Consider the following 19,867-nt stretch of genomic DNA (forward strand, 5'->3'; position numbering starts at 1 on the left):
AAGTAGCCACCGGCGCCTGCGCCGACCGGCATGGTGAACGGCACCGGAATCGACAGAGCCCACATGGCATTCGATTCCGACTGTTTCTCCCACGCGATGGCGAGCACCTTCTCGTGCACACCGCCCTGCACCATGCTGGTGGCCACACAGGCGGTCGAACCGCCCACCGACCCCGCGGTGTGCACCCGCAGCAGCGGTTTTCCTGGGGCGCCGAGTGCGTCGGCCAGGTACAGCTCGGGCATCATCATGCCCTCGAACATGTCCGGGGCTTTACCGATGACGATGGCGTCGATATCCGCCATGGTCAGTTCGGCGTCGGCGAGCGCCCGATCGATGGCTTCGCGGCACATACCGGCCATCGAAACATCGGTGCGTTTCGCTACGTGATGGGTTTGTCCGGTGCCCAGCACCGCGGCGGGGAAACTCATCGGCCGGCCTCCGAATTCAAAACGGTCACAAGGTTCTGCTGCAATGCCGGGCCGCTGGTGGCATGGGCCAGGGTGCGGCCTGCGGTACCCGCCATGATGGGCAGCGCGGCATAGCCGATGCGCTCCAGCCCGGTGGCGAACATGGGGTTGCCTGCCAGCGCGCCGCCGGACGGGTTGACCGAGGTCTCCGGTTTCAACCCGAGCGCTTCGGTGAGGATGAGCTGCTGGTGGCTGAACGGCGCATGCACTTCGGCGATATCGATACCGCTGGTATCGCCGCCGGTCACCGCCTGTCCTGCGGCCGCAGCCGAGGGGGATGCGGTCAGGTCGCGGGCGCCGAGGACGCTGGAATCGATGCGGTGCGCCATCCCTGTGATCCAGGCGGGACGTTCGCACAGTTCGCGGGCGCGGTCACCGACGGCAAGCACGATCGCCGCCGCACCGTCGGTGATGGGTGCGCAGTCGTGTTCCCGGAGCGGATCGGCGACGTACGGTGTGGCCAGCAGGTCGTCGACCGATTTCCCGTCGATGGTGTGTGCGGCCGAGACCGCGGCCATATCGCGTTCGGTCCAGCGGCCTGCGTCCAGTCCGGCGCGGGCCTGCAGGCCCGCGATCGACAGCGAATCCGGCCACAGGGGAGTGACCAGATAGGGGTCGAGCTGGGTGGACAGCACCTGGCGCAGCGTGCTGGCGGAGGATTTTCCGAAGCCGTACACGAGGGCGGTTTTCGCCTGCCCGGAGCGCAGTTTCACCCACGCTTCGTACAGGGCCCAGGCGGCGTCCATCTCCACATGGGATTCGTTGATCGGCGGTACGGCGCCGATCGAATCGATCGCGGAGATGAACGAAAAGGATCGTCCGGCCAAGTAATCGGAAGAACCCGAGCACCAGAAGTCGATATCGGACTTGCTGATGCCGAGCTGGTCGTAGAGCTGCTGGAAGCAGGGCACCAGCATTTCCACGCCGTTGGTGGTGCCGTAGGTCTCCGGCACATGCGGTGCGTGCGCGAAGCCGACGACGGCGATCTCGGTGGCGTTATCGATGGAACGCTCGGTGATGGTCACGCGGGGAGCCCTCTCACAGGTGATGCTTGTAGGTGTCGTAGTCGGCATCCGGCTCGCCGGTCGGCGCGAAGTGGTCGATATTGGCCATGGTGTAGTCCCACTCCTCGCTGGGCTTCCACACCGCCTTGACCCGCATACCCATCCGCACCTCGCTGGCCTCGCAGCCGAGCACCAGATGCAGGAAGGGGATGTCGGCGCCGTCGAGGAGGATGTAGGCCGCCACGTACGGGGGTTTGAGCCGCTGGCCCATGAACGGCACGTTCACGATGCAGAAGGTGGTGACGATGCCGGTATCGGGCAGTTCCACCATGTCTTTGGTGGGGCGCCCGTCGACCGGGTCGGCGCCGCGCGGGGGGAAGTACACCTTGCTGTCGGCGTCGGCGCGACCACCGATGAGCTTGCCTTCCTTCAGGCCGCGCAGGAACGCGGTCTCCTCGGGCGAGGCGGTGTGCTTGTAGTCCATCTGGATCGGGGTGGTGATCATCGTGACCGGTTCGGCATCCGATTCCGGGGCGTTCGGCGCGGTCGACTGCTCACCGGGCTCGAAGCAGACGATGTCGTGGATGCTGCCGGTGGTCTCGGTGGCCCAGCGGGCGGCCACGCGCATACCGGTGCTCATCTCGTCCGGGCTCTGCACATCCACCGCATGCAGTAGGGCGGTATCCGCGCCGTCGAGTTGGATGAGGGCATAGGCGAACGGCCGGTCGAACGGCTGGCCCGGCAGCGGGTCGCGCACCCAACTCCAGGATTTGACGGTGCCGATGTCGGCGACTTGCACGAACTCCGACAGCGGTGCGGCGGTCACCGGGTCGTATTCGGCCGGTGGCACCAGCACCCGATTATCGGAGCCACGGATGCCGAAGACGCGGCGATCGCGGAGCCCGGTCAGAAACTTGCCGATGATGGGTCCCACTGAGCGGGTGTAGTCGAAGCCCATTCGCAAGGGCGCGCTGAGTACGTCGCTCGGTTTCAGTCCGGGCGGGCGTTCCTGCGTGATTGCCGTGGGTGCAGTATTCCCAAGAGTCACGATATCGAGTAGAACAGGTTCTTATTCTGCTGGCAAGCAGTAGATCGAAAGGGGTCGGATATGCGTTTCGGACTGCAGCTCGGATACTGGGGCGCCACACCGCCTACGAACGCGGGCGAATTGGTGGTGGCGGCCGAGGCGGCCGGATTCGACGCGGTGTTCGCGGCCGAATCGTGGGGTTCGGATGCTTTCGGGCCGCTCACCTGGTGGGGTTCATCGACCGAGCGGGTACGCCTCGGCACCTCGGTAGTGCAGATGTCGGCACGCACCCCCGCCGCCACCGCCATGCACGCCCTGACGCTCGACCATCTGAGCGGCGGGCGAGCCATACTCGGGCTCGGCGTCTCCGGCCCGCAAGTGGTGGAAGGCTGGTATGGGCAGCCGTTCGCCAAACCGTTGCAGCGCACCCGCGAATACGTCGATATCGTCCGCAAGGTACTGGCACGCGAAGCCCCGGTGACCAATGATGGACCGCACTACCCGCTGCCCTACACCGGCCCGGGCGCCACCGGTCTCGGGAAACCGCTGAAACCGATCGTCCATCCGCTACGCGCTGACCTGCCCATTTGGCTGGGTGCGGAAGGGCCCAAGAATGTCGCGTTGACCGCCGAGATCGCCGACGGCTGGCTGGCCATCTATTACGCGCCGCGCCTGGCCGGAATGTACGACGAATGGCTCGACGAGGGGTTTGCTCGCCCGGGTGCCCGGCGCTCGCGTAAGGATTTCGAGATCGCCGCCAGCGCCCAGGTGATCGTCACCGACGACCCCGCCGCCGAGATCGAACGGATGCGCTGGGTGATGTCGCTCTACATCGGCGGGATGGGCGCGCCGGAACTGAACTTCCACGCCCAGGTGTACCGCCGGATGGGCTACGAGCGGGAAGTCGAAGAGATCGGCACGCTGTTCCAGGCCGGGAAAAAGGCCGAGGCCGCGGCGGTTGTGCCGGACGAGATGATCCTCGACACCACGATCATCGGCGACGAAGACCACGTGCGTAAGCAGATCGGCGTCTGGGAGGCGGCCGGGGTGACCATGATGTTGGTGTCGGTCGCCGACCTCGATCAGTTGCGCCGGCTGGCACCCCTCATCACGACATAGAACTTGTTATAGATCTGAGTTCTCGGTTGGGTCTGCGGGTTTATCCGGGCATTGCCTAGCTGCTGTTGCGTTCGCAGCGGCGAATCAGTGGCTTGCTGCCCTGATGTCGATCAGGCGCGGAGCTTGGCGACGAGTTCGCCTACCCGGGCATCCGCGGACGCCTCGTCCAGGGCCTTGGTCAGGACTTCCTGGTAGGTCGGTTCGGCCCTCTGCTGGAGGGCGCGCCCCTCCTCGGATATCACGAGGTACACGCCCCTGCGATCCTTAGGGCACAGGTCACGATGGGTGAGGCCCGCCGATTCCAGGCGGGCGGCCAGTCGGCTGACCGAGCTCTGGTTGAGGCCGATCAGCTCGGTCAACTCCTGCATACGCAACTCGCCGTCCTCGGCGCGCGCGAGCCGGCACAGGGCCTGATACTCCGACAACCCGATGCTGTGACGCCGCTGCATCTCCTTGGCCAGCCGTTGGGTCACCATGCCGTGCAGCGTCACTACCTGATCCCAGATCGTCGCGTCCATGATTCCGCCTTCCCGTGTTGACATCAGATTACATGCAGTGTCATTATTTGTATGCACATGCAAGTACTGAAAGGAAGTTCGCCATGGACGCGCAGCGCGCAGAGAAGATCGCCACCACACCCGACTGGTACCAGCCGTACAAGATCTCACAGGCCATCAAGGCGAACGGCCTGATCCACGTGTCCGGACAGGCAGGCATCGACGAGCAGGGGCGCACGGTCTCCGACGACTTCCTGACACAGGGACGTCAAGCGTTCGCCAACATCGAACAGGTGCTGGCGCAGGCAGGCGCCGACCTGAACGACGTGGTGAAAGTCGGCATCTTCGTCACCGACATGGCCGCCAACCTCGACAAGGTCATCGCGCTCCGCGGGGAGTTCCTCAGCGAGCCCTACCCCGCCGACACCTTGCTCGAGGTGTCCTCGCTCGCCCAGCCCGACTGGCAGATCGAAGTAGAAGCCACCGCCCTCGCCCGCCACTGACTCCCCGGTCCACACCCCTGAAGGAAAAACAATGTCCGACAGCCCTTTGCTGCGTCCCTACCGGCGCGGCGCGCTCGACCTGCCGAACCGCATCGCGATGGCCCCTATGACCAGGGGGCGCGCGGACGACTCCACCGGCGTCCCGAATCCGCTTACCAAGGACTACTACGCACAGCGCGCAAGCGCTGGATTGATCGTCACCGAAGGCATCTATCCCAACGTCCTCGGCAAGGGCGGGCCCGGTATCCCCGGCCTGGTCGATGACGCGCAGGTCGCAGGCTGGCGCGAGGTGACCGATGCGGTGCACGCAGCGGGTGGTCGCATCTTCGCCCAGCTGTGGCACGTCGGCCGGATGACCCACCCGCTGATTCTGCCGGGTGGCGCGACTCCGCTGGCGCCCTCGCCCGTACGGATCACCGGCTCGCAGATCTTCACCGATCAGGGACCGGTGGATCATGTCACGCCCCGAGCGATGACGACCGCCGAAGCCGACGCCACGGTCGCGGACTTCGCCGCCGAGGCACGCAACGCCATCGCGGCCGGATTCGACGGAGTGGAGGTCCACGGTGCGAACGGCTACCTGATCCAGCAGTTTTTGGCGGAGAACACCAACCGGCGGACCGACCGCTACGGCGGCTCACGCAACGGCCGGCTCCAACTGGCCGTCGACATAGTGACAGCCGTCGCGGCCGAAATCGGGGCCGAACGGGTCGGCCTGCGCATCTCACCGGACAACCCGGAAAACGAGATCGACGAGCAGGATCCGCAAGGCACCTACCGTGCCCTCGTGGACACCCTCGACCCGCTCGGCCTCGCCTACCTCCATGTGATCGAACGCGGCAAGTACGCCGCCCTTGCCGACCTGCGCCCGCGGTGGTCGAGCACGCTCATCGCGAACTTCAACGGCCCAGCCCCCACAACGCAGGAAGCGGGCGAAAAAGTGCTGGACACCGGACTGGCCGACATCTTCTCGTTCGGGCGGCTCTTCATCGCCAACCCCGACCTGCCCGCCCGGTTCGCCTCCGGCGCCCCGCTCAACGAGCATGCCCGCGCCCTGGTCTACGGCGGCGGCGCCGAAGGTTACACCGACTATCCCACGCTGCAGACCGCACGGGTATGAGGCATCGGTCGACCGCCTCGGACCACCTGCGGTAGCGAGGTCGCGGCACACCGAGGTGCCGCCCTCGATCAGTTGCGCCGTCAGGCTCCCCTCATCACGGCATAGAACTTGTTATAAGTTCGAGTTCTCGATCGCCGCGCACACGCGAAACCCGGCTCACCAACCGTCCGGATGGCTGCCGGGTTCACTTCAAAGACGCTATTGCATCCTGCGCCGCCGATGATAGGCAAACTGGCCTGGATTGCTCCAGAGCCGTAACGACCACGGCAGCACCCCCCGTTGGCAAAACGGGGGGTGCTCAGCAAGCTACCTCGAACAGAGGGGCTGCCTTGGTTACTATCGCCAGCGGTCCTGGGCTGCGTAGATCATCAGCCCCGTCATGCCATCAATGAAGGAGATAACCCGTGCCTGTTGTGCCGTATGTCGAACCAGATCGCCGTGTCCTGGTTTCGACCGGCACGACGTGCGGTGAAGCGATCTTCGCGGAAGGATTACCGCATTACGGCGCCGATGCTGTCGTCGTCGCGCGTGACCCTGAAGGCAGACTGCGTGACCTCTCCTGGGCGCCGGACACCGATGTGGAGGTGGAGCCGGTCCGGCTGTCGAGCCCGGAGGGCCTTCAGGTGTTGCGACACTCGACAGCTCACGTGTTGGCGCAAGCTGTGCAGGATGTTTTCCCGGAAGCGAAGCTCGGTATCGGCCCGCCGATCGAAAATGGCTTCTACTACGACTTCGACGTTGCCACCCCGTTCCAACCGGACGACCTCGAAAAGGTCGAAGCCCGGATGCAGGAGATCATCAAATCGGGCCAGCTGTTCCGGCGCCGCGTCTTCCCGGATGTCGAGGCCGCGAAATCGGAGCTTTCCGATGAACCGTACAAGTTGGAGCTCATCGACGTAAAGAGCGAGGTCGATGACAACGAGGTGATGGAAGTCGGCGGTGCCGATCTGACCATCTACGACAACATCGATGCGAAATCGGGTGAGGTGTGCTGGTCAGACCTGTGCCGTGGCCCGCACATCCCGACAGTCAAGCTGATCAGAGCGTTCAAACTGACCCGACATGCGGCGGCGTACTGGCGCGGCAACGAGAAGAACCCGCAGCTTCAGCGGATATACGGCACAGCATGGCCGGACCGTGACCAGCTCAAACAGTATTTGCGGCAGCTCGAGGAAGCCGCGAAGCGGGATCACCGCCGGATTGGTGAAGACCTCGACCTGTTCGACTTCTCCAAGGAGATCGGCAAGGGGCTTCCGCTCTGGCTGCCGAATGGGGCGATCATTCGTGACGAGCTGGAGCAGTGGGCTCGAGAAACCGAACGCCGGTTGAAGTATCAGCGTGTGGTGACCCCGCACATCACGCGCGAAGATTTGTACTACCTGTCGGGGCACCTTCCGTACTACACAGACGACCTCTACGCCCCTATCGACATCGAGGGCGACCAGTACTACCTGAGGCCGATGAACTGCCCGCACCACCACATGGTGTACAAGGCCAGGCCACACAGTTACCGGGACCTTCCGTTCAAGATTGCCGAGTACGGCACCGTGTATCGGTTCGAGCGTTCGGGACAACTGCACGGGATGATGCGGACCCGCGGCTTCACCCAGAACGACGCCCATATCTACTGCACCTTCGATCAGGCGAAGGATCAGTTCCTCGAGGTCATGCGGATGCATGACGACTACTACCGGACCTTGGGGATCAAGGATTTCTACATGGTCCTCGCGCTGCGTGACCCGAACAATCGCACGAAGTATCACGACGACGAGCAGATGTGGACCGACGCCGAACGCATCACTCGGGAGGCGATGGAGGAGTCGAACATCCCGTACATAGAGGAAATCGGGGGCGCGGCGCATTACGGCCCGAAGGTCGACTTCATGATCCGGGCTGTGACCGGCAAGGAGTTCGCGGCGTCTACCAATCAGGTCGATCTCTACACGCCACAGCGTTTCGGACTCCGGTACACCGCGTCAGATGGCACGGATCAGCCGGTGGTGGTTATCCACCGGGCGCCGCTCGGGTCGCACGAGAGGTTCACTGCCTATCTTGTCGAGCACTTCGCCGGAGCCTTCCCGATCTGGCTGGCTCCGCAGCAGGCTCGGCTAATCCCCGTCATGCCGGAAGTCGCCGGGTACGCGCATGAGGTGAGCGACATCCTGTTCGACGCTGGTATACGCGTCGATGTGGACGAGAACGACGGCAGGCTCCCGGGACGGGTACGCGCGGCTGTAACACGGAAGATCCCCCTCATCATCGTTGTCGGGCGACGCGAAGCGGAATCGCGCAGCGTCACCGTTCGGTACCGCTCCGGTAATGAGGAGTCGATGCCGATTGACGACTTTGTCGCCAAGGCGCGGAACTTGATCGACTCCAAGAGCCTCGAAGGGGCAGGACACGCCACCGAGAACTGATCGACACTCTCCGGCAGGTGAAGGTGCGGTGCTCCTATCTCGCTGTGCAGGCGCGCGGGCCCAACGATTTCGTCCTGTCCGTAACCTGCCGATTCCGTCCGCTCGGCACGGCGTGGGACAGAGCCTGTACGTGGCACACGCTAGATTTGCACAAAACTTTTGTACAAAACTGCGGGTCAATCGTACGATTTCAGCATGACTGCACTACCGGATTTCGAGAGCTACGAACTCCCTGTCAGCGAAGCCAGGGAGCGGTTGGCCGAGGTCATCGCTGCGGCTGAGGCAGGTCGGGTAGTTCATCTCACCCGACACGGCCGGAGAGTGGCCGCGGTAGTACCCGAGGAAATGGCAGAGACCGCCGACAGTCAAGTCCGCGCGCTCTCACGCCAATTCGCCTCGCGGCACCGCAGTCTCCTCGATAGGTTGGCCGAATGACCGCAACGCCGATTTACTACTTGACTATGGCGGATCTGCGTGCGATCGCCTCCGATGTCGTCGGTGAATATATCGTTCGCGACCCTGGGCTGCTTGCCTCCGCAGTCGCTCGGCCGCAGACGACGGTGTTCGGCGCAGATGCCTACTCGACTGAATGGGACAAGGCCGGTGCGTTGCTGCATTCGAACGCGAAAAATCACCCGCTCATAGACGGCAACAAGCGGTTGGCCATTGCCGCCGGAATGATCTTCCTCGCACGTAACGGCATCGATATAGCCGACCTCGACGAAGATCTCGCCTACGACATGATGATTGCAGTGGCGAGTAGCGAGCTCGACGAGGTGGCCGATATAGCCGAGCAGCTCAGAAAAGTCCTTGGGCACGGCTCACGCGGCTCGTCAACGTAGCCGCAGCTGGGAGTAAGTGCATAACCGATCACGCGGGTCGTCGCGGTGTACGCCGCGACGACCCGCGCTGTTTCGGTCTATGCCGTGCCCGCCTCGGCATGCTCGTCGGCATCGCGCGCTTCGGTCTGAGCCTTGGCCCACTTGTAGTCGGGCTTGCCCGCCGGTGAGCGTTTGATCTCGTCGACGAACCACAGGCTGCGGGGCAGCTTGTAGGAGGAGATCTCCTGGGTCAGCACCGGCCGCAGCTCCTCCAGGGTGGGGCGCTTGGCGCCGCGGCACTGCACCACAGCCGCCACCCGCTGCCCCCAGCGCTCGTCAGCTACACCGACCACGAGCGCGTCGAAGATCTCCGGGTGGCATTTCAGTGCGCCCTCGACCTCTTCCGGATAGATCTTCTCGCCGCCGCTGTTGATGCTCACCGAACCACGGCCGAGCATGGTGACGGTGCCGTCCTCCTCGACCCGCGCATAGTCGCCGGGGATGGAGTACCGGACGCCGTTGAACTCCTTGAAGGTCGCCGCGGTCTTCACTGGATCGTTGTAGTAGCCGACCGGGATATGTCCCTTGCGGGCCAGGACGCCGACCTGACCTGAGCCAGGTGTCACGGGGTTGCCGTCCTCATCGAGCACCGCGGTGGAAGCATCGATCTTGACTCGCGGGCCGCCGGTGTGGGTCGCGCCCTTGGCTGCGATGGCGATACCACCGAATCCGGTCTCCGACGACCCGATGGAATCGGTGATCACCGTATTCGGCAGCTTGTCGATGAACTTGTCTTTGAGCGTGGGCGAGAACAAGGCGGCGCTGCTGGCCATCGCCCACAGGTTCGTAAGCTGGTAGGGCTCACCGGTTTCCGGGTTTCCGGCCTCTAGCGCGTCCATCATCGGCCGGGCCATGGCATCACCGGTGATGAAGATCATGTTGATCCCGTGCCGGTCCACCGCCTGCCAGACGCCGTGGGCGTCGAACTCCGGCACCATGATGGTCTTGCCGCCATCGAAGAGACCGTGGAAGACCGCTGTCTGCGAACCACCGTGGATCAGCGGCGGAATCGGGTAGCGCACCATCTGGCCGCCGGCGGCACCCGTCTTGGCCTGCTGCCATTCGTCCTGTACGTACTCGCCGGTCATGAAGTTGATGCCGCCGCCGAGAACTCGCCACCAATCCTCATGCCGCCACATGACGCCCTTGGGCATACCGGTGGTGCCACCGGTATAGAGCATGAAGATATCGTCGTTCGAACGGTCACCGAAATCGCGCTCGCCGGACGATTCCGCCAGTGCCGCTTCGTATTCCACCGATCCTTCCGCCGTGGCGGCAGCGGTGTCGTCGTCGACAACCAGCACCGTTTTCAAGTGCGGAACCTTCGGCCGGACATTGGCCACCTTGTCGGTGTAGCGACGCTCGTGGATGAGCGCCACCATGTCCGAATTCTCGAAGATGTACTGCAACTCGTTCTCGACGTAGCGGAAGTTGACGTTGACCATAACGGCCCGCGCTTTGAAGATCGCCACCATCGCCTCGACGGCCTCGATGGTGTTACGCGAGTAGATACCGACCTTGTCACCTGGCTGGACCCCGTGTTCCAGCAGGTAGTGCGCCAGCCGGTTGGCCCGGTCCTCCAATTGGGCGAAGGTTACCGTGCGGTGGTCGTCCGCCAGCGCAACCCGGTCCGGCACAAGATCGATAGTGTGTTCGACAAGGTCGGCTATGTTGTACGTCACAAGGACAAAAATAGAACGTGTTACTGTTTCTGGCAAGGGTTCGAGAAACAGGAGAAACCACGATGCCGCACTGCCTCGTCGAGAAGCGCGATCACGTCCTCATCGTCACAATGAACCGCCCCGAGGCCCGCAACGCGCTCTCAGGCGAAATGATGGCGATCATGCGGGACGCCTGGGATCAGGTCGACAACGACCCCGATATCCGCACCGCGATCCTGACCGGCGCAGGCGGCGCGTTCTGCGCAGGTGCCGACCTCAAAGCAATGACCTCCCAGCATCCTGGTGATTCGTTCAGCGGTGGCGGCTGGGACCTGTCCAAAATCGAAGCCCTGCTCAAAGGCCGCAGGCTCACCAAACCGCTCATCGCAGCCATCGAGGGCCCCGCCATCGCGGGCGGCACCGAGATTCTGCAGGGCACCGATATCCGGGTCGCGGGTGAAAGCGCGAAATTCGGGGTGTCGGAAGCACGCTGGGGTCTGTTCCCGCTCGGCGGTTCCGCGGTGCGGCTGGTGCGTCAGGTCCCCTATACCGTCGCCGCCGATATCCTGCTCACCGGCCGCCACATCACCGCCGCCGAAGCCAAGGAAATCGGGCTGATCGGGCACGTGGTCCCTGATGGCACCGCCCTGGACAAAGCGCTGGAACTGGCAGAGCTGATCGCCGCCAACGGCCCACTCGCAGTACAGGCGATCCTGCGCACCATCCGGGAAACCGAATGCATGCCCGAGGAAGAAGCCTTCCAGATCGACGCCGAACTCGGCATGAACGTCTTCAAATCAGCCGACGCCAAAGAAGGCCCGAAGGCCTTCGCCGAAAAACGTAAACCGAACTTCACCGGCAACTGATACACCTGATACGCCGCAGCCCCGGTGCCATACAGGCATCGGGGCAAAGCGGGCAGGTGCAGCTACTACGCTCCGGGATAATCCATCCAGAACGGCTCCCACTGATGGCCGTCAGGATCGATGAAGGTGCGGCCGTGCATACCGACCTGTGCCTCCTGAGCGCGCTTGTCCTCATTGACCTCCTCGGTACCACCCGCGGCGAGCGCGGCCTCGGTGATCTGATCCACCTCCTGAGCACTGCCGAGCGACAGCGCGTAGGCGGCCCCGATAGCCCCCGCAGTATCGGCGATCGGACGCTTGGTGAAGGTGGTGAAATGCGCCATGCTCAACAGCATCAGGCAGATGTTGTCGTCGACCACAATGCACGCGGCGTTATCGTCGGTGAAGTCGTTGTTGACCTTCCAACCGAGGGCTTCATAGAAGTTCTTCGAGCGGTTCAGATCGCTGACCGGGAGGTTGACGAAGATCATCTTGCTGCTCATGTCGAGGGGCCTTTCGTTCGGTGTTTGCCGGTTTCACAGGTAGGACGCCGCCCCCCGCGCAAACTCATCGGTGGTGTGTTTATCGGCCGCGACTTCGTCGCAGCGGGTTTGCGGCCCCATGGCTGCTAGCCGTTTCAGCCCTCGCGACTTGCGGCGCGTGCGCTGCGGAGGCTGAGACGCGAGCCGGGCCGAATCGGACCGAGGCTGGGTGGATGCGGGGCGGTGTAAGCCGGTTACAGGAGAGGCTGGTGGGACGGCTGTCGTTTCTGGAGATCAACCTTTGCCGAAAAGTCGGTATGTAAACCTGTTTTCTTATCTTTCTTGTCGGTGGGCTATGCCACTGTTTCTGCCATGAGCGAGCTGTCCGGCACTGTTACCGCCGACATCATGGATTCCTTCGAGGCGCATCGTCGCGAACTGTGCGCCTACACCTATCGCATGCTGGGGTCGTCGTTCGAGGCAGAGGACGCGGTCCAGGAAACCTTCACCCGAGCCTGGAAGGCCTACGACTCCTTCGAGGGCAGGGCGAGCCTACGGTCGTGGCTGTACCGGATCGCCACCAACGTCTGCCTGGACATGCTGGACGGGCCGCAGCGGCGGGCCAGGCCGATGGACCTGTCCGCGCCGTCGCGACCGGATTCGCCGCTGCCCGCGCCGCAACCCGACTACGTCTGGGTGGAGCCGATTCCCAACGCGCTCGCCTTCGGCGCCGACCCGGCCGAATACGCCAGCACCAAGGATTCGCTGCGGCTGGCTTTCGTCGCCGCCTGCCAGCATCTGCCCGCCACCCAGCGCGCGATTCTGATCATGCGGGAGGTGCTGCGTTTCTCGGCCAACGAAACCGCCGCGGCGCTCACCATGTCGCCTGCCTCGGTGAACAGCGCACTGCAACGCGCCAGGGCAACCATGTCGAAGGTCAAGCCCGCCGAAACCGATGCGTATGACGAAACCGACGACAACCAGCGCGAGCTGATCGACAATTTCGTCAGCGCGTTCGAGTCCTATGACATGGACGCGCTCACCGCACTGCTGAAAGCCGATGTGGCGCTGTCCATGCCGCCGATCGAGCTATGGGTCAGCGGGCCCGATAACGTCGCTTCGTTCATGCTCAGCACCGGATCGGCCTGCCGGGACTCCCGGATGATCCGGTTGGACGGCGCCAACGGGCACCCCGCCTTCGGCCACTACAAGCCCAGCGGGGAAGACGGCCTGTGGGTGCCGTGGTCGATCACGGTGCTGGAAATGTCCGAGGGCGCGATTTCCGGGCTGAACTTCTTCCTGGACACCGAACGGCTCTTCCCCCTGTTCGGACTGCCGATGGAGCTACGCGAACCGGCGTAGCCCGGAACTGACGTAAGCGACGCCGAGTGTCGGCGTCGGTGGGTAGTGTCACGCCCGGATGAGCTATCGGGATGGAAGGGTGCGGATGACCAGCGCAGCACCGGGGTGGTTGTCGGATGCGGTAGCCGAGTTCGGCTCGGCCTGCCGGAACAAGCTGGCGGGTCCGGGGGATCGGGAAGCGGCGATCCGGTCTCCCCTCGAGGGCCTGCTGGGGGCAGTTGGTTCTCATCTCGAGATCCCGGCGGTGTTCCACGACGAGGTGCGCGACACGGCGCGGCAGGTGCGCCCGGACTACGGCGTGAGCGTCGGCGGGACCGTAATCGGATATATCGAAGTCAAGGCACCGGGCAAACCGATTGATCCCGCCCGGCTGCGGAGCCACGACAAACAGCAGTGGGAGAGGCAGCAGGATCTGCCGAACTTGCTGTATACGAACGGCACCGAGTGGCGCTTGTACCAGGATGGCGAGCCATGGGGGGAGCCGCTGCACTTCGCCGGTGGCGGTCTCGCTGTTGCAGGGGCAGGGCTGGAAGCGCCTGCGCAATTCGAATTCTTGATGGCGACCTTCCTACGTTGGAAGCCGAACCCGATCACTTCGGTGGGGGCGCTCGTCCGGGCCGTCGCACCATTGACCAGGCTACTGCGCGGTGAAGTACTTGACCAGTTGAAAGCAGAACAGCGCGCGGTGGATGGCGGCGCCAACAAAGACGACCAGCCGTTCCTCGGGCTCGCGCAAGACTGGCGGATGCTGCTGTTCCCTCAGGCGGATGACGCCACCTTTGCCGACGGATATGCGCAAACGGTTACGTTCGCGTTGCTGCTCGCGCGGACCGAAGGAATAGCTATCGCGGGTTCCTCTCTCCACGAGGTCGGGAAGGCTCTCGGTCCCGAGCACTCTTTGATGGGTCGCGCGCTGCAACTGCTCACTTCCGATGTGGCAGCGGATTTCGTCGTGACGCTCGATCTGCTCGCCCGAGTGGTCGATGTGGTGGACTGGCCGCAGGTGCGGCGCGCTCAACGTGACACGTACCTGCACCTGTACGAGCATTTTCTCGAGGAGTACGACAACGACCTGCGCAAACTGTCCGGTTCGTATTACACGCCCCGTGAGGTCGTCGATTTCATGGTGCGACTGACCGAAGAGGCGCTGGTCACGCGGTTGGACAAGGCCGACGGTTTCCGTGACGACGAGGTCACCACGATCGACCCGGCGATGGGCACGGGAACGTACCTGCACGCGATTCTCGAGCACGTCGCCAGTGAGATCGAAGGTCACGAAGGGCCGGGCGCAGTGCCCGGGGAAGTTCAGCGCGCTGCCGAGCGGCTCGTCGGGTTCGAGTTGCAGATGGGTCCGTACGCGGTCGCGGAGCTACGCACTGCCGATCTACTCAAAAAGCACCGGGCCGTACCGCCACCGAACGGTATGCGCCTGTACGTCACCGATACATTGGACGACCCGTACGCCGCGCAGACGCAGCTCGCGTCGGGTCTGCGTTTGATCGCCCAGCAGCGTAAGAAGGCCAACGAGATCAAGGCCAAGGCGGCCGTAACCGTGGTCATCGGCAACCCGCCGTACCGAGAGCGAGCCGAAGGCCGGGGTGGCTGGGTCGAATCGGGCAGTAAAGCGGAGGGGAAGAAACCTCGCGCGATTCTTGAGGACTTTCGGGAGGCAGACAACGGCCTCTTCGAGTACACGCTCAAAAACCTGTATGTGTATTTCTGGCGGTGGGCCACCTGGAAGGTCTGGGAATCCACACCAGCCGACCCGGATGGCGACGCGGGGATCGTCTGCTTCATCACTACATCCGGGTACCTGCGCGGGCCAGGGTTCAAAGGCATGCGCCGCTACCTGCGGAAGTGGGCTTCCGAAGGGTGGATCATCGATGTGACGCCGGAAGGCCAGACTCCTGACGTCCCGACCCGGATTTTCCCGGGCGTACGGCAGCCGTTGGCTATCGGCCTGTTCGTCCGGAAGGCTGACACCTCAGCCGATATACCGGCCACCATCCGGTTCAGGTCGGTCGCCGGCCGTCAGGCGCAGAAATTCGATGCGCTCAAAGCCATCACGCTGGACGGCGCCGGCTGGCATTCGGCCCGTACAGACTGGACTGCGCCGCTCACACCGGCCGCTGACGGAGCGTGGGACCAGCATCCTGCCATGGACGATCTTTTTCCTTGGCTTGCGCCGGGTGTCAAACCGAATCGAACATGGGTGTACGCGCCAGCGCGATCAATCCTTGATGAGCGGTGGAGACAAATCATCGGAGCTTCGACACGGGAAGAGAAAGCGCACCTCTTCAAAGAGGGTCGCGATGCGCATCTCGATCGAGTGAAGCAGCCGCTTCCCGGTGCAGGAACTCATCGGTCTTCTGGTCCGTTCGCGGCTGAAACAGGACTACCCCCAGCGGCGCTTCGAATTGCATACCGCGCATTTGATCGGCAGTGGATCATTCCCGATTCGCGACTGATGGATACGGAGCGCCCCCAACTATGGGAGGCCCGGCTTCCGGGTCAAGTCTTCGTGGTCGAACAGCACTCCAAACCCATCAGCAGCGGCCCTGGCCTGCTGTTCACGACCTTGATACCTGACATGGACCACTTCAACAACCGAGGTGGGCGAACGCTGCCATTCCTGCATCCAGACGGCTCCGCGAACCTCGCACCCGGTTTTCTGAGCGCGCTGAGCTCTATTCTCGGAGGTGGTATCTCAGCCGCGCAGGTCCTCGCCTATATCGCGGGCGTCGTCGCGCATCCCTCCTATACCCGCACCTTCACCAATGAGCTCACCACCCCAGGTATCCGTGTTCCGGTGACGAGCGATGCGGAATTGTTCGCCGAAGCAGCCGAGCTGGGTGAACAGGTGTTGTGGTTGCACACCTACGGTACGGCCGTCCCTGGTGTCGATCGCCCGGAGGGGAATGTGCGGTACCCGGCTGGTGACGAGAGGCGTCCGCTGGCTCTGACGCCGATCACGGAGATGCCGGAGACCATGGATTACCACGAGGATCGGCGAATCCTACGAATAGGAGCCGGAGAGTTCGGGCCGGTGCCGCCTGCGGTGTGGGCTTATGATGTCGGCGGAAAGAACGTCGTGAAATCGTGGTTCAACTACCGCAAGGCGTCCCCAGGGGGCAAGAAGACCTCACCGCTCGACAATATCCATGTGCACCAGTGGCCCGCCGAGTGGACATCGGAGCTTCTCGACCTGTTGAGCGTGCTCGGCCGTCTCGTCGAACTGGAACCCCGACAAGCGGACCTCCTGGACAAGATTCTCCAAGGGCCGCTGCTGACCAGAACGGAGCTGGCGACAATGGGCGTCTCCTGGCCCACAAATCGCAACGATCGAAAACCGCGACGAGGACTCTCACCGACCGACGACAGCACTGAAATGACTCTGCTCTGACTCGCTGTGGTTCACGAGCTGTCCCGCCTGCGCAGCAGGTCCTTGCCGCTCGGTTTCAGCCCTGGCCATCCAATACTCGGCCACGATTTCGGCAGGATGATCGCACCATGTTGTACCTGCCGCACGAGATCGGCATAGCCTTCCCTCATTTCGGCAAGATGATCCCAGGCTCGGTGCCGTTGTAGCGGGTCATCGTTTTCGTGCAGTGCCCAGTATGCGCATGCCCACGCTTCGGCGACCCGCGCGATGACCCCACCAACGGAGTCCGCGCCGCGCGGCGAGCCAGGGACCGGTCGTGGCAGCTGCCCGCTGATCCACGCATCGATTGTGCCGATTACCTGGCCGATCTCGGCGCGAATTTGCTTGCCCGAGGCAGCATCGGTGATCCACGCCCGGTACAGGCACCCGAGTCGCCGCGCCCATCCCGCCACCTCCGTCCGGTCGTCGAGATGCCCTTGGATCGCACACAACAACCGATCAGGAGAAGGGAGAAGTACGTACCGGGTGTCCCTCGGGATCGGTACATCGTGCGGGCTCATCGCGATCTCCGTCCACTCGGGAGAGCGGATACCCACGCTGGTAGCGGACAACTACCTCGTGCGGAGACATACCGGTGTACGGCATCGGCCAGTTTGCCCATGCCCGATTCCACAACCGGTGATTGTTGGTGCTGTGAACGCAAAACAGCACACCGTGTCACCGTTCCACCGCACACGCCGGAGAACCGGCGAACTGTGACGCCGTGGAATGTGGCGCATATCCGCTGCAGCGCGGAGCTCATCGGTTCGTTCGTGTACTCCTGTGTCTGGAAGAACTCGACCAGCACCGTTCCTGTGTCGGGTGGACACCGGACCTCCACCCGCACACGTTCCGGCGATCCCACGCCGTGGCTACGAGCCTCGGTAGCCTGCGCCGCGTCTGCAACGATCACCTGTACCAGTGCACGGACGGGCTCGGCGGCATCGGAAAGCCCGGAACGCGACAGCCGTTCATGCACTCGCAACGCAACAGCATCCGCAGCCGACGAAGTGACCGGCACATCGACTTCCACCAGCAAACCGCTTCGAACGCCGCCCGGATTCGGGTCGACGTAGATGATCCGAACATCTGGCGCGACCGCCGAAATCGCCCGTAACACGGCATGCCTGGATACTCCGAGGCCGTCGAAATGCGCGGGAGAGGGCACCAGTAAATAGCCGACATCGGAAGCGGCCAACGTGTCGAGTAGCGCCCACAGCGCAGGGGTCGGCGGCGGGCTGTCCACCAGCCGCCGCAGATCGACCCGCCGCCGCTCGGCGAATCGCGTCAAACGCGCCACCAACTGCTCGCCGGTAATCCGATCGAACGCCCTTATCAGTTCCCACAAGTCGCGTGTCGGCGAGCCAGTCTGGACATACACCCGACCCCGCACAGATCCGCCGATCGCCTGAGCAGACGCTTCCAACTGCTCGGCCGTGGTATGCGGCAATCTCCTGCTCTGAGGCATCTGCATGAAGGCGAGCATCGCGGTCACCGTGCGACCTCCACCAATGTGCGCAACACGGCGGGCATCGGAGGCAGGTATCCGCAGCAAGGCTGCGATACCCATCGTCGGAACCCGGTTCGCTCGTCCATCGGTGACGGCAGCACCACACAGCTCGCGCCGACTCCCGTGTTCAGGCTCAGTAGCTTCCGTTCGATCCCGTGTTCGTACCCGGTCAACGGCCCGGTCAGGAAAGACATCCGGTTCGACCGCGGATGAGCGATGACCGGCCCCCGGTGCCAGGAAGAAGCGAGCCGTTCGATCACTTGCGCACTGAGACGCTCCGGCATCACCACCACACCGAGCCAGGCAGGGAGGGGACGCACGACGATCCTCTCGGAGCCGGATACGACCACAGCGGGAATCAGCAAGTGATCGCGATAGCGCTGACAGCGATCTTCAGCTGATTCGCCTGGGGGACCACCGTTTACGACGCCAATAGACGGCGCTCGACCTCGTGCGGCCACCAGATCCGCAGCCGTCCCCTGCACACCCATGAGCTTCATGGACATCACCCCTGGAAGGCCCGAGCAACGCCCGAGCAGCTAGTGAGTATCAGAGCATGTAATTCCGATCACAACCTTAGGGGTAAGATAGAGCGTAAATTTACATAGCGCAATAGGCGCCGTGGTGCGCCTTTCGCATCGGGATAGGGTTCTAGGAGACGACGTAGATTTGGAGGTCGAACGCGGTGACCGAGCCAGGTAGACGAGCAGACCCCAATGCCTTGCGGTTCCTCATCGGCCGCGAGCTGAAGACCGCCCGTGAGCGCGCTCGCGTCTCCCAGACCCAGGCCGGACAACAACTGGACTGCACACCCACGAAGATCAACTATCTCGAAAGCGGCAAGTCCTCCCAAGACCCCGCCGAGGTCACTGTTCTGCTCAGGTACTACGGCACCGACCCTGCCCACGTCGAGCGGATCGCAGCCCTCGCCGGACAAGCCGACCAGACCACCTGGTGGGCGCCCTTCGGCGGTGCCTTCCCGAACTGGTTCAAAACGTTCGTCGGTCTCGAAGGGCTTGCCGAAAGCCAGTGGTGCTACACCTCTATGCATCTGCCCGGCCAGCTGCAAACCCCCGAGTACGCGCTTGCCTTGCTCGACGGTCATTTGCGTGTCTCACCCGCCGACGCCCCGGGTGTCGTCCGTGGGCGCATGGCCCGTCAACGACTGACCGGCGATCCGCCACTTCGACTTCGCGCCATCATCGAGGAATACGTCCTCGACCGGATAGCCGGTGGTCCCGACGTAATGGCCGCCCAGCTTCAGCACCTGCTCTCGCTGATGAAACTGCCGACCGTTGAACTGCATGTCATGCCGGTATCGGTACCCGTCCACGATGGCCTCGACGGCGACTTCATCGTGTTGAACTTCGAGTCGGCCCGCAGCATCGGGTACATCGAATACCCCGCCGGTGCCCTCTACGTCCAAGAGGAAGACCAGGTAGAGCTCTATAAAATGGCCACAGACCGGCTCTGCGCGAAGGCGCTGTCGGAAACCGACTCGGCCCGCACGATCGAACGCAGGCTGGCGGCCCTCGATAAATAGGAGTTTGA

At 63.5% G+C, this 19,867-nt stretch carries 19 protein-coding genes; 10 read left to right on the forward strand and 9 right to left on the reverse strand.

The genetic code is table 11. The features are described from left to right. The 3 genes from B0T44_RS15200 to B0T44_RS15210 all read right to left on the reverse strand — a co-directional run. On the reverse strand, positions 1–428 hold a 428-nt coding region (locus B0T44_RS15200; RefSeq protein WP_497006601.1), incomplete at its 3' end, for a thiolase family protein. After that, positions 425–1,492, reverse strand: coding sequence for a thiolase family protein (locus B0T44_RS15205; protein WP_254854162.1), 1,068 nt, complete (start codon positions 1,490–1,492; stop codon positions 425–427). The genes B0T44_RS15200 and B0T44_RS15205, both read right to left, overlap by 4 nt. 13 nt (positions 1,493–1,505) lie before the next feature. Continuing rightward, positions 1,506–2,519 (reverse strand): Zn-ribbon domain-containing OB-fold protein, encoded by a 1,014-nt coding sequence (locus B0T44_RS15210; RefSeq protein WP_425436880.1) that lies wholly within the window; start codon positions 2,517–2,519, stop codon positions 1,506–1,508. 60 nt (positions 2,520–2,579) lie between these two features. On the opposite strand from B0T44_RS15210, the gene B0T44_RS15215 reads away from it, so the two are divergent. Next, on the forward strand, positions 2,580–3,617 hold the full coding sequence (locus tag B0T44_RS15215; RefSeq protein WP_077115624.1) for an LLM class F420-dependent oxidoreductase: 1,038 nt from the start codon (positions 2,580–2,582) through the stop codon (positions 3,615–3,617). Positions 3,618–3,727: 110 nt separating this feature from the next. Here the strand turns inward: B0T44_RS15215 and B0T44_RS15220 are convergent, their stop codons facing one another. Continuing rightward, on the reverse strand, positions 3,728–4,135 hold the full coding sequence (locus B0T44_RS15220) for a MarR family winged helix-turn-helix transcriptional regulator (RefSeq protein ID WP_077115625.1): 408 nt from the start codon (positions 4,133–4,135) through the stop codon (positions 3,728–3,730). A gap of 83 nt (positions 4,136–4,218) precedes the next feature. Between B0T44_RS15220 and B0T44_RS15225 the strand changes: the two genes are divergently transcribed. The 5 genes from B0T44_RS15225 (at position 4,219) to B0T44_RS15245 (ending at position 8,996) form a co-directional block, all read left to right on the forward strand. After that, positions 4,219–4,617, forward strand: a complete 399-nt coding sequence (locus B0T44_RS15225) for a RidA family protein (protein ID WP_077115626.1) — start codon at positions 4,219–4,221, stop codon at positions 4,615–4,617. 31 nt (positions 4,618–4,648) lie between these two features. After that, positions 4,649–5,737 carry an alkene reductase gene (locus B0T44_RS15230; RefSeq protein ID WP_077115627.1) on the forward strand — a complete coding sequence of 363 codons (1,089 nt, stop codon included), beginning with the start codon at positions 4,649–4,651 and terminating at the stop codon, positions 5,735–5,737. Between the two features lie 578 nt (positions 5,738–6,315). After that, positions 6,316–8,154: a threonine--tRNA ligase gene (gene thrS / locus B0T44_RS15235; protein ID WP_254854163.1), complete on the forward strand. Its 1,839-nt coding sequence runs from the start codon at positions 6,316–6,318 to the stop codon at positions 8,152–8,154. Positions 8,155–8,349: 195 nt separating this feature from the next. Continuing rightward, positions 8,350–8,589, forward strand: a complete 240-nt coding sequence (locus B0T44_RS15240) for a type II toxin-antitoxin system Phd/YefM family antitoxin (protein WP_077115629.1) — start codon at positions 8,350–8,352, stop codon at positions 8,587–8,589. 26 nt (positions 8,590–8,615) lie between these two features. After that, positions 8,616–8,996, forward strand: coding sequence for a type II toxin-antitoxin system death-on-curing family toxin (locus tag B0T44_RS15245; RefSeq protein WP_217697462.1), 381 nt, complete (start codon positions 8,616–8,618; stop codon positions 8,994–8,996). 77 nt (positions 8,997–9,073) lie between these two features. Here the strand turns inward: B0T44_RS15245 and B0T44_RS15250 are convergent, their stop codons facing one another. Then, on the reverse strand, positions 9,074–10,717 hold the full coding sequence (locus B0T44_RS15250) for an acyl-CoA synthetase (RefSeq protein ID WP_077115631.1): 1,644 nt from the start codon (positions 10,715–10,717) through the stop codon (positions 9,074–9,076). 62 nt (positions 10,718–10,779) lie between these two features. Here B0T44_RS15250 and B0T44_RS15255 point away from each other — a divergent pair, with 62 nt between their 5' ends. Continuing rightward, complete coding sequence (locus B0T44_RS15255; protein WP_077115632.1) at positions 10,780–11,562, forward strand: crotonase/enoyl-CoA hydratase family protein; 783 nt, start codon at positions 10,780–10,782, stop codon at positions 11,560–11,562. Between the two features lie 65 nt (positions 11,563–11,627). On the opposite strand, the gene B0T44_RS15260 is transcribed toward B0T44_RS15255, so the two are convergent. Continuing rightward, positions 11,628–12,044 (reverse strand): VOC family protein, encoded by a 417-nt coding sequence (locus B0T44_RS15260; protein WP_077115633.1) that lies wholly within the window; start codon positions 12,042–12,044, stop codon positions 11,628–11,630. A gap of 351 nt (positions 12,045–12,395) precedes the next feature. Between B0T44_RS15260 and B0T44_RS15265 the strand changes: the two genes are divergently transcribed. Both B0T44_RS15265 and B0T44_RS15270 read left to right on the forward strand, forming a co-directional pair. Then, positions 12,396–13,385 (forward strand): sigma-70 family RNA polymerase sigma factor, encoded by a 990-nt coding sequence (locus tag B0T44_RS15265; RefSeq protein ID WP_077115634.1) that lies wholly within the window; start codon positions 12,396–12,398, stop codon positions 13,383–13,385. 85 nt (positions 13,386–13,470) lie between these two features. Further along, entirely contained in the window at positions 13,471–16,788 is a 3,318-nt protein-coding gene (locus B0T44_RS15270; RefSeq protein ID WP_077115635.1) for a type ISP restriction/modification enzyme, read from the forward strand. An 11-nt stretch (positions 16,789–16,799) separates the two neighbouring features. On the opposite strand, the gene B0T44_RS15275 is transcribed toward B0T44_RS15270, so the two are convergent. The 3 genes from B0T44_RS15275 to B0T44_RS15285 all read right to left on the reverse strand — a co-directional run bounded on the left by B0T44_RS15275 (position 16,800) and on the right by B0T44_RS15285 (position 18,636). Beyond that, positions 16,800–17,327, reverse strand: coding sequence for a hypothetical protein (locus tag B0T44_RS15275; RefSeq protein WP_139347723.1), 528 nt, complete (start codon positions 17,325–17,327; stop codon positions 16,800–16,802). Further along, positions 17,324–18,106, reverse strand: coding sequence for a hypothetical protein (locus tag B0T44_RS15280; protein WP_139347724.1), 783 nt, complete (start codon positions 18,104–18,106; stop codon positions 17,324–17,326). The genes B0T44_RS15275 and B0T44_RS15280 overlap by 4 nt, the downstream gene beginning before the upstream one ends. 191 nt (positions 18,107–18,297) lie before the next feature. Further along, the gene (locus B0T44_RS15285) at positions 18,298–18,636 is read right to left on the reverse strand and encodes a hypothetical protein (RefSeq protein ID WP_139347725.1); all 339 of its coding nucleotides are present in this window, start codon (positions 18,634–18,636) and stop codon (positions 18,298–18,300) included. A gap of 365 nt (positions 18,637–19,001) precedes the next feature. On the opposite strand from B0T44_RS15285, the gene B0T44_RS15290 reads away from it, so the two are divergent. Continuing rightward, positions 19,002–19,859 (forward strand): helix-turn-helix domain-containing protein, encoded by an 858-nt coding sequence (locus B0T44_RS15290; RefSeq protein ID WP_077115638.1) that lies wholly within the window; start codon positions 19,002–19,004, stop codon positions 19,857–19,859. The last annotated feature ends 8 nt before the right edge of the window (positions 19,860–19,867 follow it).

The sequence above is a fragment of the Nocardia donostiensis genome, assembly GCF_002081715.1.
Classification (GTDB): Bacteria; Actinomycetota; Actinomycetes; order Mycobacteriales; family Mycobacteriaceae; genus Nocardia; species Nocardia donostiensis.